Below are 14,091 nucleotides of genomic sequence, written 5' to 3' on the forward strand. Positions count from 1 at the left end.
TTATTTACTCATTAATTTCCAAAGCTCATTAATTACTTCTTTGTCATCAAAATGATGTTTTACACCATTTATCTCCTGATAATTTTCGTGGCCTTTTCCGGCAACTAGAATAATATCTTTAGGTTCTGCAAACTTTATAGCCATTTTTATAGCTTCCCTTCTGTCGGGAATTGAAGTGTATTTGCTGAAGTTTTGAGATTCAACGCCTGCTTCAATTTCTTTTATAATCTGCCCCGGCTCTTCAGTCCTCGGATTGTCTGAGGTGATGATAGCCAGTGTAGATTTTTTAGTGGCAATATTTCCCATTTCAGGTCTTTTGGAGTGATCTCTATCACCACCACAGCCAAAAACAGTGATTAATCTTTCATTTTTTGTTCTGATATCGTTAATGCTGTCCAGAATGTTTTCCAATGCATCCGGGGTGTGAGCATAATCTACGATAAAGAAAATCCCTCCATCTGATTTGAATGTTTCAAATCTTCCGGAAACTCTTTTTAATGTACTGATCGCCTGAAGGATCTCATCCTGATTAAAACCAAGTTCTTCTGCGATTCCAAAGACAAGCAGTAGATTGTAAACATTGAATTTTCCGGTCAGCGTAGTCCAGAATTCCTTTCCGTTAAAGTTCAGCAGCATTCCGTTGAAATCAACTTCTAAGAGTTTTCCGTGATAGTCTGCCATTGTTTTCAAAGCATAAGACTTCTTTTGTGCCTTTGTGTTCTGAAGCATAACTAGGCCGTTCTTGTCATCTATATTAGTGATGGCAATAGCGGTATCTTCTAATTGGTCAAAGAATCTTTTTTTCGTTTTTAAATATTCTTCGAACGTTTTATGGTAATCTAAATGATCATGGGTAAGATTAGTAAAGCCTGCCACTTTGAAGTGTAATCCTTCAATTCTGTTTTGAGCGATTCCGTGAGAGCTTACCTCCATAAAGGCAAATTCACATCCTTTTTCAACAGCATCGGCTAAAATTTTATTAATCGTAATCACATCCGGAGTTGTGTGGGTTGCCGGAATGATTTCTTCTCCAATTCTGATCTCAACAGTTGACAGTAAAGCAGCATCATAACCCAGGTTTTTGAAAACATCAAAAAGAAGGGTGGAAACAGAAGTTTTCCCATTGGTTCCTGTAACACCTATCAGTTTCAGTTTCTGAGATGGGTTTCCATAGAAATTAGAAGCCAAATGACCTAAAGCTTTGGATGCGTCTTTTACTTGTATGTAAGTGACATTTTCTGCCAATACTTCAGGAAACTCTTCGCAGACGATTGTAGTTGCTCCTTTTTCAATGGCGGATTCAATGAATGAGTGACCATCCACTACGGTTCCCCTTATTGCTATATAAAGAACGTTTTCTGTAATCTTTCTGCTGTCAAATACCAATTCTTTCACCTCACGGTTGTTGTCACCGTGGATTTCTATTACTGGAATTCTGTTTACTAATTCTGTTACTGTCATTTTTTATCAATAGGACTTTTCCTATCTTTTATTAAATCGTCCCTAGGGGACTCTGTTTCTATTTAATTTTGCAGAGACAAATAAATTCTCTGGTTCTTACTGATTGTTGTGCCTTCTAATGGGAACTGTTCTTTTATTCTTCCCACACCTTTATAATCGACACGGTATCCTAAATTCTCCAATTGCGGGATTATATTTTTACCAATTAATCCAACTACATTGGGCATTTGCTTATCATTTACGGCTACTTTTACATTAGGTTCCACCATTTTATTAAGGTTCACCTTTTTGTCCACCAGCATTTCTTTTTCAATATTTTGAGGTGTTTTCAGGAATGTTTTTCCTGCAATTTCCTTAAATACCGGTGCCGCTACAGGTCCCCCGTAAAATCCTATTGAGGTGTTGGGTTCACTTACCATTACATAACATGTGTATTTGGGTGCGTCTGCAGGATAGAATCCCGCGAATGAGGCCCTGTATTTCATAGGTCCCGGAAGCCAATATTCAAATCTTGCGGTTCCTGTTTTTCCGGCCATTTTAAGGTTCGGGGTGAAGATACTTCTTCCCGTTCCTTTTTCTACCGCTTTGGTTAACGCATTGGTCATCATTTTAATAGCTTTTTCTGAAGCCATTTTATTGACCATTACTTCGGGTTTTGCATTATACATTACCTTTCCATCTTTCATAATTTTGTCGATGAATAAAGGCTTAAGCATTTTACCGCCATTGGCAACCCCGTTATAGAAAGTGGTTAATTGCAGCAGATTGATGTTTGAAGAGTATCCGTAAGAAATAGAAGCCAGTGTTGCGGCATTCCATCTTTTATTTTGTGGAGTTACGATCTTCGGTTTTGTGATTCCCGGAAGTTCAATGTCCATTTTGTCGAATAATTTCCAACGTTTTAAATGATCAAGGAAAATCTGAGGCTTTTCAGCATAGTATTTTGTAATGAGTTTTGAGGTCCCCACGTTACTGGATTTGGCTAAAACATCACTGATGTCATAAGTACCTCCACCATGGCCGTCTGAAATTCTTTGTTTTGCATAAGTCCAGACTCCATTTCCTACGTTTACTGTTGTGTTTTCATCGATAAAACCGTCATCCATTGCAGCCAGAAGTGAAATGGTTTTAAAGGTAGAACCCGGTTCGATATTGTCTTTCAGAGCATAGTTGTAAGAGTCCTCATACTCTCCTGATTCTGTTCTTCTTAGGTTGACAAGGGCACGTACTTTTCCTGTTTCTACTTCCATGACGATTACGGTGCCGTGTTTAGCCTCAAAATTAATCAGCTGTTTCTCCAGTGCAGAGTGTGCAATGTCCTGAATTCTAAGATCTAAAGTGGTGTAAACATCTTCTCCGTCTACAGGCTCCTGAACTTTCCAGAAGTCAATAGGTTTCCATTGAGAAGAATTAATTCTTTGCTCCAGTCTTTTTCCGTCCGTTCCGGTTAAGTATTTTGAGAAGGCTCCTTCAAGTCCGGATTTAAGTTCTCCGTTATCCATACCAATCGTTCCTGAGCCGATTTCTGAGGTAGCAAGTTCTCTTTTGTAGTTTCTGTCAACGATAAAACCTCCTTTATTTTTACCTCTTTTGAATATCGGGAAATTTCTGATTCTGTCATACTGATCAAAATCAAGCCCCTTTACTAAGGTATAGTATTGGTTTTTCTTTTTCTTCTGTTCGTCAAACTTCTGTCTGAATTCCCCTCTGGACTTTCCGAACATTTTGCTTAAAGAATCTGTGAGTGCCCCGATATTGTTGCTGTAGATGGTATCTTTCATCGTTTTGAAGTCAAGATAGATATCGTAGCGCATTACGGTTGTAGCGAGGATAGAGCCGTCGGAGGCAAATAGATTTCCGCGGGCCGCTTTTAAAGTAGCCTCACGGTAGTTTTTATTAATGTAATCGTCTTTAATTTCCTGAACATTAGTGTTTTGAAGGATTACAATCCTTGCCAAGAACATTACAAACACGCACAAAGCTACCACTGCGAAGAGGTAGCCCCATCTTAACGTTTTTTTACGTTTATTGTCGTATTCATTTTGCTTTTGCATCTGTACTGTCCAGTTTTATTAGCAATTTATGAGGATGATTTTCGAGGGTCATTAATGAGTCCCTTGCCACTTCTTTCCCCAGTTCTGATTCCATTTTTACTTTGATTAGCTTACTCTGGGCGTAAGCGTTTCTCGATTTATATTCTTCTGTTTCTTCTTTTAAAGCATTAACAATCCTAATTTTCTTGTTGACGAGATGGTTACTGTAAATCATGGCCATCATCAGCACAAACAACAATAAGAAATACCGGTAATGTATTTTTATTTCATCACGGTTGAGGAAGTTTCCTTTTATAATATCTATAAAGGTGAGCTTCTTCTGAGGGCGATTTGTTGTTCTTTTTGCCAAATTATTTTATGTCAATTTGCTTCGCAGTGAATCCACTTTGTTTGTTAATGGTTGAATGTTTATTTTATGAAAACTGACCACTAACCATTCACGCTGTATTTTTATACTTTTATTCCTGTTCTCATTTTTGCACTTCTTGCTCTTGAGTTTTCTTCAATCTCCTTGTCATCGGGGATAATAGCTTTACTCTTGATCAATTCAAATGCCTTTTTATAATTTCCGTAGATATCTCTTGTCGGTTCTCCTTCAAACATTCCGTTTTTCAGGAATCTTTTTACCAGACGGTCTTCTAAAGAATGGTAAGAAATAACGACTAATCTTCCTTTCGGTTTTAAAACATTGTAAGCCTGAACCAGCATTTCTTTTAAAACTTCCAGCTCCTGGTTGACTTCAATTCTTATCGCCTGAAAAAGCTGTGCATAGAATTTATTGACCTTATGAGGAGGAATATAGCTGAAAAGCTTTTTCAGATCCTCTGTGGTTTCTATGGTTTTTGTTTTTCTGTGATGAACGATTTCTCTTGCCAGTTTTCTGGCTTCTCTTAATTCTCCGTAATGGTAAAAAAGATCGGCAAGTTCTGCTTCTTCATATTCATTGATCACTCTTTTGGCATCCAGATTCTGCATAACATTCATCCTCATGTCCAAAGGAGCATTACTTCTGGTAGAAAAACCTCTGTCTGCTTCATCAAACTGATGTGATGAAACACCTAAGTCTGCTAAAACACCATCTACCTGAGGAGCTCCATACATTAATAATGAGTTTTCCAGAAATCTGAAATTCTGATTAACTAATGTAAATCTTGGGTCATCAATTGTATTTTTAAGTGCATCCAGATCCTGATCAAAACTAAACAGTTTTCCTTTTTCAGAAAGTCTGCTTAGGATTTCCCTTGAGTGGCCACCTCCTCCAAAGGTGCAGTCTACATAGATTCCGTCAGGATTCGTCACCAAATCATCTACACTCTGCTTCAACAAAACGGGGTTATGATACATGCTTAATTGTGTTTTATTAAAATATACTAATAACCATCACAGTTATTCTTCATCGAAAGAGCCCATTACATCTTCAGCAAGGCTTGCAAAATCAGTTTCGTTGGTGGCAATTACCTTTTCATAAGCCTCTTTATCCCAAATTTCAAAAAGTTCTCCGGCACTGGTGATCACAATATCTTTCTGAAGATTTGCGAAATGTGTCAGGTCTTTTGAAATCTGTAATCTCCCGGCATTATCCAACTCTACTGTTTTTACGCCTGCTGTAAACATTCGTATGAAATCAGCATTCTTTTTTATGAATCTGTTCAGTTTATTAATTTTGCCCATCAGCTTATCCCATGCATTCATAGGGTAGACTTCCAGACAAGGTTGGAACACAGATCTTTTGACTACAAACGCCTTGTCGTCGAAGTTTTCCATCTGTTTGATTAAAGATGAAGGAACTTTTAGGCGGCCTTTGTCGTCAATTTTACACTCATATGTTCCAATGAAACTTTTCATTTGGGACAAATTTATATAATAATTTCCAAAATTTCCCACTTTTTCCCACTTTTTGACTCAATGTTAATAAGTTTTATTAAAGATTGAATTTCGATTGTATAAATACTTGATCTGTAACAGGTTGTCAAATGTGCTATTCAGGCCATAGTAAAGAGGTTTAGAAAAAAAAGTTAAAAAGGGGAATATTATATTATTTTTATCTTAAATTAGGATAATCAAAATATTTTTGAGGTTTAATTTGTATTTTTGCAGGGCTTCATTAAAGCGTTTTATGATATTTAGTACAAAAAAAGAAAAGAAATATTCCTATGTAGAGGCGGGAGAAGGACATCCATTGGTGCTGTTGCACGGGTTAATGGGTGGTTTGAGTAATTTCGATAAAATGGTAGATTTTTTTTCGGACAGAGGATTTAAGGTATACGTACCTCAATTGCCTATCTACGATCTACCGGTACTCAATACGAATCTTACCACCATAGCAAAATATATTATCAAGTTTATAGAAAGTCATATTTCGGGACCAGTTACTATTGTAGGAAACTCAATGGGAGGTCACGTAGGGCTTATCTTAACATTGGCAAGACCGGATCTGGTAAAAAACCTTGTTCTGACAGGAAGTTCAGGATTGTATGAAAGGACATTCGGGGATAGTTTTCCCAGAAAGAATGACCGATCTTATATCAGAAAGAAGACGGAAGAAGTTTTTTATGATCCTAAAATTGCCACTGAAGATCTTGTAGACGAGGTATTTGGGGTAGTCAATGACAGAATGAAAGGAATAAAGACCGTTATGCTGGCCAGAAGTGCCATCAAGCATAATATGTTGAATGATCTTCCCAAGATATTGACACCAACCTGTCTGATCTGGGGAAAACAGGATAATGTAACCCCTCCGGAAGTAGCCCAGGATATGCACAAGTTTATCCCCAATTCAGATTTGTTTTGGATAGATCAGTGCGGGCACGCTGCGATGATGGAAAAACCAGATGAATTCAATGAAATTCTCTATAGCTGGGTAAAAGATAAAGTTTAAATACATAAATGACCATTAGGAGCTTTTCTTAATGGTTTATTTTTCTAAAATATATTCAAAATGATTATTAAGACAGCAGATTTTGTAAAGAGTAGTGGAAAATGGCAGGAATGCCCTGAACCGAATATTCCGGAATATGCTTTTATCGGAAGATCTAATGTAGGAAAATCCTCATTGATCAATGCCATGATGAATCATAAAGATTTGGCTAAAACTTCACAGACTCCGGGAAAAACCCAGCTGATCAATCATTTTCTTGTGAATGAAAACTGGTATCTTACGGATTTACCAGGGTATGGATATGCCAAAGTTTCAAAAGTTCAGCGAAAAGATTTTGAAAAGCTGATTACCAATTATATTTTAAACAGAAGAAATCTTGTTAATCTTTTTGTATTGGTAGACTCCAGACACAGTCCTCAAAAGATTGATTTGGAATTTATTCAATGGTGTGGAGAAAGCGGAGTTCCTTTTTCAATTGTTTTCACAAAGGTTGATAAGCTGAAACCCAATGTGGCTGTTCAGAATGTAGAAAACTATAAAAATGAGCTGCATAAAACATGGGAAGATTTACCGGAAATTTATGTGACTTCTGCCGAAAAGAAATCAGGCTGTGATGAGATTCTGAATTTCATCCAAACAACAAATGAATTTTTAATTAATAACCACGTAAGTTTCGATGAGTAATATAGTCTGGAAAATTAAAACTTTTGAAGAGTTTACGGTTCCTGAGTTGTATTCAGTACTAAAGGCACGTATAGATGTTTTTGTAATTGAACAGAACTGCCCTTATCCTGATCTGGATAACTATGATCAGAAAGCAGTGCATATCTGGGCCGAAGAAGAAGGGCAGGTTCTTGCATACTGTCGTGTTTTTGATAAAGGAATCAAGTATGATGAGACTTCGTTTGGAAGGGTTTTAACAACAGAACAGGCCAGAGGAAAGAGCCTTGGGAAACTGCTGATAAAATATGCTGTGGAAACCATAGAAAACCGTTTTCATACCTCTGAAATCAAAATCTCAGCACAGGATTACCTGTTAAGATTTTATGCTGAATTCGGGTTTGTGGATACAGGCAAGAAATATCTTGAAGATGATATTCCACATACGGAAATGATTAGAAAATAAAAGAAAGGTATCTCAGAAATGAGATACCTTTTTTGGTTATGTTGAATGGTTTTTAGTTTTTTATTAGGTATTTTAATTACAACCTGAGCAGTAAGATCTGTCCACATATTGTTTACTGCTGCCGGAATAATAATAACAGCCTCCTCTTGATCCTACATACAGCTGGTTTCCGTTGTATGTACATCCTCTGCTTTGCGAGTAAGATCGGGTGTATCTAGAACCTGTAGATTTGCTTTTTCTGCTGCTTTTTGTTTTGCCCTTCTTGGGCTTTTTAGTGGAAAATTCTTTAGCTGAAGAGATTGTACCTGTAGTAGCAGAAAAAGAAGCCGGTAATAATAAGCCTAATCCTAAAAGGCCCGTAAATAGTAGTTTTTTCATAAGCTTAGTTTTGAATTATAGAATGATTTTCATGGATATTTGTTTTTAAGGCTTTAGTAATTTTCTAATGTTTTATGAAGCTCTTCCCTGAAATTATAGATTTCATCAAGATTATTCAGTAGAGCTTTTTCACCTGCATCTTTACCATTGTGAAAGGTCTCAATATATTTATTAGAGGTGTTGAAATGTAATCTGCAAATCGGTTTTCTATTGTTATCATCCAGCAAAATTCCGAAATAGGATAAGGTATCTCTATACGCAATTCGGGAAGAAGATATCTTTTCTCTTAGAATAGCTTTTACGATTTGAAACCCCTCAAGCTCTTCTTCTGTCGTGACGATTTTAGAGTCATTATTTTCATCAATAGATTGAGGAACACTTACATTTTCATCCTGTTTTTCAATTTGCTCATTAATGCTTAATGCAGATTTCAGTCTAAAGCTTATGGATTCATTAATGGAAGTCGATAAGGCTTTTTTTGCATATTCTTTGAAAGAAATCATTCTGTTGGCCGTCAGGGTTTTTTCGAAAAAACGGTTGACCAGAAGACGCACCATTTCATCAGAAGGATTTTCAATTTCTTTTTCAAATTCTTTTCTGATGGCTTTAATGTATTTTAATGCCTCTGCAGAATCCAGAATGCTTTCCAGATTATAGTCTTTCTTGGTAAAGCTTTCCAGGATTTTAATGGAGCTGTCTTTTAAATCCTCAATGTTTATCGTGAAAAATGGTTTTTCATCCATCACATTAGGTTTTTCAAGGTCGGTATAGAAATTATAGATAATGCCGTTGGTAAGAACTCCAAATCTTGTTTTGGAAACATGATAATACCTGTGGAGCTGAGAATTATGGGCATCTGCACTTTCTTTCCAATGCTTACATTCAATAATGAAAATGGGTTCGTCATTATTTTTGATTACATAATCTACCTTTTCTCCTTTCTTTGTTCCGATATCACAGATATATTCCGGAACTACTTCTGTGGGATTAAAAATATCATAGCCCAAAATCTGTATAAAAGGCATTACAAAAGCATTTTTTGTAGCTTCTTCCGTACTGATCTGATCTTTTAGTCCTGTTACTTTCTGATGGAGTTGTTCCAGTTTTATTTTAAGATCCATTGTTTTATTTTTTAGATAGTTTCGTCAATAATTTCAGCTTCAGGAGCATTATTTTTTACAGAAGCAATCCCATTTTCCATTGCAAGTTTTGAACTGTAAAATTGGCTCTTGCCGATAATTTCTCCATTCCGGGCTTTAAGAACGAAGTAATCTTTAGTATTTACAGCTATTCGCCTGTCATACCTGGAATCTTCCTGAGAGTTAATTTTAACAGACTCTATTCCTTTATGACATGATGCTTTCTGGACATATCCTTCACTGGTTAAAATAATTTCTCCGTTTCCGGCTTTCAGATTGAATTGATATTCATTATTTTTTCTTTTCGAGATGATAAACGTTCCCATAATTATATTCTGTTTAATACTCCAAAAATATAACCCTTTAGTTTTCAATCCTTACGGGAATCCGTAAAACAAAAAACCTCTCAAAATTGAAAGGTTTTTATTAAAAGGGACTGAATTGATATGGTTATTAAATAATTCCGATGTCCTTACAAAAAGCCACAAGGTGCTCATTGCTGGTGACTTCAAGATCTTCTTTCAGACCATTTAATTTCTTCTCTACACTGCTTAAACTGTAAGGTTTTATGTCATTTTCCTGTAGATAATTAGGAATGTTTTTCTGCAGGACTCCTTTTGAAAGTAAGGTGACCAGAGTAATGTCATAAGCAGAAAACTCATAGCTGTTGAGCTTTTTTATATCCTGTTTCAGATCAAGAGATAAATAGTTCTCATTAATGTAGACGGAAGCAATCGATTTTTTGAGTTCTTTAGAGTCATTTCTGGCTTTCCGGACATATCCGTTGACTTTACACTCATTGAAGAGAGAGTCAATTACCCCGGATTTGTGCTCTGCAGAGAATACAATTACCTTTAGGGAAGGCTGTATTTCTTTAATTTTCAGGATCAGTTCTTTTCCGTCTTTGATTTTCTGGAGGTGATGATCCTCTTCATAATAAAGATCGGTAATTAATAAATCGTAAGGGTTGTTTTCACGGATAGCCTTTTGAATTTTAGCTAAGGCATCATCACAGTAATATACATAGTCAACATTCGGGATGTTGAGCTCTTCTAATGTTTTTTGTACAGAGAGGTTAATACTTTCGTGGTCTTCGGCAATTAAAATTTTTTTGAACATTCTTTTTAGATTTTTTAAGAAACAGGAAACGAAATACTAATTTTCAATCCTTTTTCGGTTTTAGTGTCAAAAATAATTTCTCCATGGATGGTTTCAATACGGGAATCCGTATTTGTAAGTCCATTTTTACGGACTAAGCCTTCGGATATTCCTATTCCATTGTCTGTATACTGAATTTGGATTTTGTTGTTAATTCGCTCAAATTTAAAAACCACTCTGCTTGCCCTGCTGTGTTTTTTCATATTGACAAGGAGTTCACGTATGATTTGGTAGACTTCATTTTTAGAGGAATCGTTCAGCCCTGTCCATATATTCTTATCATTACCGGCAAGATATGTTTTTACTTCATCATTGTTAAAGGAGCCAATAAGGGATGATATTTTTTGATCAAATTCCAGGGTTTCATGAGTGTCAGTTTTGTCATAAGATATATCCCTGGATTTTTCATACACGAATTCCAGTTCGTCCAGTGCTTCCTCTTTGTCGAAAACTTCCTGGTTTTCAATTTTTGTCATCACCTGGTAGATCCCATTGGCTACCACATCATGAACTTTTTTAGACATTTTTAGCTGTGTATTTTTGACCTCAAGTTCTTTCTCCTGCTGAAGCCTTTTCCTCCTTCTTCTGTACCAAAATAGACCCCCAATTAAAGATAGAGACAAAGCACCTATGCCAATATTTCGATAGAGAAGCTGAACCTCTTTTTCAGCTTGCTTGATTTTTAGTTTTTGATTTTCAGCTTTATTCTTTTCTACATCATATCTTATAACCGCGAATTGATTTTTAGCTTTGTTTCTTGTTGTTTGAATACTGTCGTTAAGAATATAGAATTTTTTAAAATTGGTAGAATAATTTTTAGGATCTAAATAAATAATTCTTTTCAATGCTTGTAATTGATCATTTGTACTATGAATAGCATTTGCCATTTTAAGCATTTTATTTGCGAAAAAAAGTGATTTTTCAGAATCTTTTTCTGAAAAATAATCTGATAATGTAGCAAAGCTAGAATTTTGCCCCCAACGATCATTTCTATTTTCTCTTATTTTCAAAGCATGATAAAATTCTTGTAATGGATTATAATTGGTATTGCTATAGTATTTTGCTATTGCAAGGTTATTTAAGGCTCTGGAATAATTATTACTATCCTTCACAAGCATAGCTTTTTCAAGATATTGCTGAGCCTGTTTAAATTTTTTTTGAAATATTAGTATATCCCCAATATTATTGTAATACACATATTTGTTTTCATCATTACTTGTGTATTTTAATGCTTTTGAGAAGTAAACAAGCGCATTATCAAAATTGGCTAATTGACTGGATGAGATTGCCATATTATTGAAGCTTGAAGCAAGTGTTGTTCTGACAGTGTCATTTTCTTCTCTTTTAAGAAATTTATTTGCTTCTAAGGATGTTTCAATTCCTCCATAAAAATCTCCTTTATCTGACTGTATAATAGCCATATTGACTAATGATTTTCCTGCACCTAAAGAATCATTTCTAGTGAGATATTCTTCTTTTGCAAGGTTAAAGTAATGAAAGGCAGAATCTGCAATTTTTGAATCCAGACAAATCTTGGCTTTTATATAAAAATTGCTGATTGGATTATGTTTTATTTTATTTTCCTTTTTACAAGAAAATAAGAGCATCAGTAATACTATACATAATGATGTTCTCATGGCTTTGTTTTTCTTGCAAAGTAAGAAAAAGAGCAGATTTATGCAATCTGCTCTTTTATTATTATGGATTTGGAGGTGGGGTTTGTCCTGAGTTTCCTCCGATGGGCCCATCCGGATATAAAGGTTCACTTTGGTTAACTATTGTTACCGGGGGCTGGTTGTTATCACTAGTTACTGTATTTGCGTTATTATTTGGGAATGCTAAACCGAATAGCATTAATATAATCTGGATCATTTCCGTAAAATTTTTGAAGTTGAAATTGTTTTCTTCCTCCTGAGATGTATGTATCTCAGGCTGTACACGTTTAAAATTTCGAAGCGCTTCTTAATTTTTTGGGAAGTGAACCTTCAAAAACGGAGGAGAAACATCTGCTTCCCAACCCGGAGTTTTCCTCCGTTTTATCTGGTGATTTTGAAATCAGTTTTGTAAATTTGTTTTTGTAATGTTTTGTTTATCACTGATTTTCTGAAGCAAAGATGCGACAAGAAGAGGAGCAGGTGTTAGACAAAACACAGACATCGATAGACAGGAAATGGACAGGAAGGGGTTACGGAAATCCGTAATGTGGGACGAGAGGAAATCACCTATTTTGTAAAGACTGATAAAAACTATATATGTCCAAAATAAAACTACTAATTCATGAGGTATTCAAGCAGGGAGAGGAGGATTCGGGGAAGGAAAAGAAAAGTGGAATAGCTCTTTTTTTAAGCGTACACCTGGAGGAAACTCTGTATTTTGCTATTACAGATAAAACTCTTGTAAGGTATTATGATGCCTATGTGGCAGAAATTAAGGATAAGATAAACATAGAACCCTTTAAGCTTGATAAGCTAAGTCAATACCTTGGATATAAGGATTTTGTAGACTTCTCCCGGACTTTCACGAAAGAAGATGAAAAGACTAATAAAACCATGATCAAGATTAAGGTGGATGAAGATGAAGAATCTATATCAGAACAAATTTCTAAGTTGGTCATTAATATTACCAATGAACAGCATTTTAAAGTGCCTGAGTATATCAAACAGAATGGGTTGGGGATTATGGAGATTGCTTTACTGCTATGCCTGGTTACGGGAAATGTTGTTTTTTCCAATAATAAGACCGTGGGGCTTTCATTTATAAGCCCTGTAAAACCGGGTATCGAGAAAAAGTATATGTATTGGGATGGGGAAAGGTATATGGGTACAGACAGCAGCTATATCAGGCCAGGGCTTGATATCGTGGCGATGAATGAACATAAATTCCAGTACTTTAAAAAAATCACCAGAAAGGATACGCTGACGGAATTTAATGCGCTAGGGAAAACCTGGTATTCTAAATACAATAATGAAGTTGAGTTTTTTACTGAGGATGGTATAGATCCTGATAACGGGAGAGAGTTGAGAAAATCTACCCCCTTCATCATCTATAAATATGCAGGTGAGCATAAAGATTCTATAGAAGTACAGGAATAGCTTTTACAGGCGTTTTATTTTATCAAAAAAAAAAGCGAAGATTTCTCTCCGCTCTGTTTTATTTACTCGATATTCAGCATTCCCAATTCGCCGAAATGCTTTTTAAATTTCTGTATTTTAGGACCTACTACAGCACTGCAGTAAGGCTGATTAGGGTTGACATTGTAATATCCCTGGTGGTATTGTTCTGCCGGCCAGAATTTTTCGAATGGAGCCAATTCAGTCACATAGGTTCCTGACCATCTTCCTGATTCTTCAGAGGTCTTTAATGCTTTTTCAGCATTCTGTTTTTCAGCATCATCCTTATAGAAGATTACTGAACGGTATTGCGTTCCGATGTCATTTCCCTGACGGTTCAGTTGGGTAGGGTCGTGAAGGAAAAAGAATACATCCATCAGTTGTTCATAAGAAATAATAGCAGGGTCGTAAGTGATCTGTACTACTTCGGCATGATCAGTTGTTCCGGTACATACTTCTTCATAAGTCGGGTTTTCCTTGTGTCCACCGGAGTATCCTGAAATAGCAGATTCAACACCCTTCAGCATATTGAAGCAGCTTTCTACACACCAGAAACATCCGCCACCAAAGATGATCTGTTCTAAATTATTTTTATCCATTGTTAGGGTAATTATATCGTTTACATATTCTTTTCTTTACCCATGAAGGGCGTTAAAAAGACAAATCAAAATTATGAAAAAGTTTTTCATTTGAGCATCATTTAGCGTCCTAAACTCAAATTACAATGATAGATATGGCAAATGATTTTAAATCCCAATTGATCCCAACGAGTATCATAAAAAATAAA

At 35.8% G+C, this 14,091-nt stretch carries 16 protein-coding genes; 4 read left to right on the forward strand and 12 right to left on the reverse strand.

Features of this window, described 5'->3' with window-relative positions; all coding sequences use genetic code 11:
- The 5 genes from B8967_RS17625 to mraZ form a co-directional block, all read right to left on the reverse strand.
- Positions 1–1,461, reverse strand: coding sequence for a UDP-N-acetylmuramoyl-L-alanyl-D-glutamate--2,6-diaminopimelate ligase (locus tag B8967_RS17625; protein ID WP_084086926.1), 1,461 nt, complete (start codon positions 1,459–1,461; stop codon positions 1–3).
- Between the two features lie 62 nt (positions 1,462–1,523).
- Positions 1,524–3,515, reverse strand: a complete 1,992-nt coding sequence (locus B8967_RS17630) for a penicillin-binding transpeptidase domain-containing protein (RefSeq protein ID WP_047489747.1) — start codon at positions 3,513–3,515, stop codon at positions 1,524–1,526.
- Positions 3,499–3,864 (reverse strand): FtsL-like putative cell division protein, encoded by a 366-nt coding sequence (locus B8967_RS17635; protein WP_047489745.1) that lies wholly within the window; start codon positions 3,862–3,864, stop codon positions 3,499–3,501. The genes B8967_RS17630 and B8967_RS17635 overlap by 17 nt, the downstream gene beginning before the upstream one ends.
- 101 nt (positions 3,865–3,965) lie before the next feature.
- Positions 3,966–4,859 carry a 16S rRNA (cytosine(1402)-N(4))-methyltransferase RsmH gene (gene rsmH, locus B8967_RS17640; RefSeq protein WP_084086927.1) on the reverse strand — a complete coding sequence of 298 codons (894 nt, stop codon included), beginning with the start codon at positions 4,857–4,859 and terminating at the stop codon, positions 3,966–3,968.
- A gap of 42 nt (positions 4,860–4,901) precedes the next feature.
- Entirely contained in the window at positions 4,902–5,360 is a 459-nt protein-coding gene (gene mraZ, locus B8967_RS17645) for a division/cell wall cluster transcriptional repressor MraZ (protein ID WP_047489740.1), read from the reverse strand.
- A gap of 271 nt (positions 5,361–5,631) precedes the next feature.
- Here mraZ and B8967_RS17650 point away from each other — a divergent pair, with 271 nt between their 5' ends.
- Genes B8967_RS17650 through B8967_RS17660 form a run of 3 tightly spaced genes read left to right on the forward strand, consistent with a single transcriptional unit; the run spans position 5,632 to position 7,519 of the window.
- The gene (locus B8967_RS17650; RefSeq protein ID WP_047489737.1) at positions 5,632–6,393 is read left to right on the forward strand and encodes an alpha/beta fold hydrolase; all 762 of its coding nucleotides are present in this window, start codon (positions 5,632–5,634) and stop codon (positions 6,391–6,393) included.
- 60 nt (positions 6,394–6,453) lie between these two features.
- Positions 6,454–7,077, forward strand: coding sequence for a ribosome biogenesis GTP-binding protein YihA/YsxC (yihA, locus tag B8967_RS17655; protein ID WP_047489732.1), 624 nt, complete (start codon positions 6,454–6,456; stop codon positions 7,075–7,077).
- Entirely contained in the window at positions 7,070–7,519 is a 450-nt protein-coding gene (locus tag B8967_RS17660) for a GNAT family N-acetyltransferase (RefSeq protein ID WP_047489729.1), read from the forward strand. Before yihA ends, B8967_RS17660 begins: the two co-directional genes overlap by 8 nt.
- Before the next feature lie 72 nt (positions 7,520–7,591).
- Here the strand turns inward: B8967_RS17660 and B8967_RS17665 are convergent, their stop codons facing one another.
- The 6 genes from B8967_RS17665 to B8967_RS22570 all read right to left on the reverse strand — a co-directional run bounded on the left by B8967_RS17665 (position 7,592) and on the right by B8967_RS22570 (position 12,066).
- The gene (locus B8967_RS17665) at positions 7,592–7,897 is read right to left on the reverse strand and encodes a hypothetical protein (RefSeq protein ID WP_084086928.1); all 306 of its coding nucleotides are present in this window, start codon (positions 7,895–7,897) and stop codon (positions 7,592–7,594) included.
- Positions 7,898–7,950: 53 nt separating this feature from the next.
- Positions 7,951–9,018, reverse strand: a complete 1,068-nt coding sequence (locus B8967_RS17670; RefSeq protein WP_084086929.1) for a type I restriction endonuclease — start codon at positions 9,016–9,018, stop codon at positions 7,951–7,953.
- A gap of 11 nt (positions 9,019–9,029) precedes the next feature.
- Positions 9,030–9,362 carry a YegP family protein gene (locus B8967_RS17675; RefSeq protein ID WP_047489715.1) on the reverse strand — a complete coding sequence of 111 codons (333 nt, stop codon included), beginning with the start codon at positions 9,360–9,362 and terminating at the stop codon, positions 9,030–9,032.
- A gap of 127 nt (positions 9,363–9,489) precedes the next feature.
- On the reverse strand, positions 9,490–10,155 hold the full coding sequence (locus tag B8967_RS17680) for a response regulator (protein ID WP_047489711.1): 666 nt from the start codon (positions 10,153–10,155) through the stop codon (positions 9,490–9,492).
- Between the two features lie 14 nt (positions 10,156–10,169).
- On the reverse strand, positions 10,170–11,831 hold the full coding sequence (locus B8967_RS17685) for a tetratricopeptide repeat-containing sensor histidine kinase (protein ID WP_052188632.1): 1,662 nt from the start codon (positions 11,829–11,831) through the stop codon (positions 10,170–10,172).
- A 61-nt stretch (positions 11,832–11,892) separates the two neighbouring features.
- On the reverse strand, positions 11,893–12,066 hold the full coding sequence (locus B8967_RS22570; protein ID WP_156126057.1) for a hypothetical protein: 174 nt from the start codon (positions 12,064–12,066) through the stop codon (positions 11,893–11,895).
- A 380-nt stretch (positions 12,067–12,446) separates the two neighbouring features.
- Between B8967_RS22570 and B8967_RS17695 the strand changes: the two genes are divergently transcribed.
- On the forward strand, positions 12,447–13,286 hold the full coding sequence (locus B8967_RS17695; protein WP_084086931.1) for a hypothetical protein: 840 nt from the start codon (positions 12,447–12,449) through the stop codon (positions 13,284–13,286).
- Positions 13,287–13,348: 62 nt separating this feature from the next.
- Here B8967_RS17695 and msrA read toward each other — a convergent pair whose 3' ends face one another.
- Positions 13,349–13,903, reverse strand: coding sequence for a peptide-methionine (S)-S-oxide reductase MsrA (gene msrA, locus B8967_RS17700; protein WP_084086932.1), 555 nt, complete (start codon positions 13,901–13,903; stop codon positions 13,349–13,351).
- Between the last annotated feature and the right edge of the window lie 188 nt (positions 13,904–14,091).

Source organism: Chryseobacterium sp. YR221 (assembly GCF_900176315.1).
GTDB classification, from domain to species: Bacteria; Bacteroidota; Bacteroidia; order Flavobacteriales; family Weeksellaceae; genus Chryseobacterium; species Chryseobacterium rhizosphaerae.

Excerpts from the sequence above, each read along its gene's own strand:
- B8967_RS17625 (WP_084086926.1), bottom strand. The coding sequence starts at position 1,461 with ATGACAGTAACAGAATTAGTAAACAGAATTCCAGTAATAGAAATCCAC.
- B8967_RS17630 (WP_047489747.1), bottom strand. The coding sequence starts at position 3,515 with ATGCAAAAGCAAAATGAATACGACAATAAACGTAAAAAAACGTTAAGA.
- rsmH (WP_084086927.1), bottom strand. The coding sequence starts at position 4,859 with ATGTATCATAACCCCGTTTTGTTGAAGCAGAGTGTAGATGATTTGGTG.
- mraZ (WP_047489740.1), bottom strand. The coding sequence starts at position 5,360 with ATGAAAAGTTTCATTGGAACATATGAGTGTAAAATTGACGACAAAGGC.
- B8967_RS17650 (WP_047489737.1), top strand. The coding sequence starts at position 5,632 with ATGATATTTAGTACAAAAAAAGAAAAGAAATATTCCTATGTAGAGGCG.
- yihA (WP_047489732.1), top strand. The coding sequence starts at position 6,454 with ATGATTATTAAGACAGCAGATTTTGTAAAGAGTAGTGGAAAATGGCAG.
- B8967_RS17660 (WP_047489729.1), top strand. The coding sequence starts at position 7,070 with ATGAGTAATATAGTCTGGAAAATTAAAACTTTTGAAGAGTTTACGGTT.
- B8967_RS17665 (WP_084086928.1), bottom strand. The coding sequence starts at position 7,897 with ATGAAAAAACTACTATTTACGGGCCTTTTAGGATTAGGCTTATTATTA.
- B8967_RS17670 (WP_084086929.1), bottom strand. The coding sequence starts at position 9,018 with ATGGATCTTAAAATAAAACTGGAACAACTCCATCAGAAAGTAACAGGA.
- B8967_RS17675 (WP_047489715.1), bottom strand. The coding sequence starts at position 9,362 with ATGGGAACGTTTATCATCTCGAAAAGAAAAAATAATGAATATCAATTC.
- B8967_RS17680 (WP_047489711.1), bottom strand. The coding sequence starts at position 10,155 with ATGTTCAAAAAAATTTTAATTGCCGAAGACCACGAAAGTATTAACCTC.
- B8967_RS17685 (WP_052188632.1), bottom strand. The coding sequence starts at position 11,831 with ATGAGAACATCATTATGTATAGTATTACTGATGCTCTTATTTTCTTGT.
- B8967_RS22570 (WP_156126057.1), bottom strand. The coding sequence starts at position 12,066 with ATGATCCAGATTATATTAATGCTATTCGGTTTAGCATTCCCAAATAAT.
- B8967_RS17695 (WP_084086931.1), top strand. The coding sequence starts at position 12,447 with ATGTCCAAAATAAAACTACTAATTCATGAGGTATTCAAGCAGGGAGAG.
- msrA (WP_084086932.1), bottom strand. The coding sequence starts at position 13,903 with ATGGATAAAAATAATTTAGAACAGATCATCTTTGGTGGCGGATGTTTC.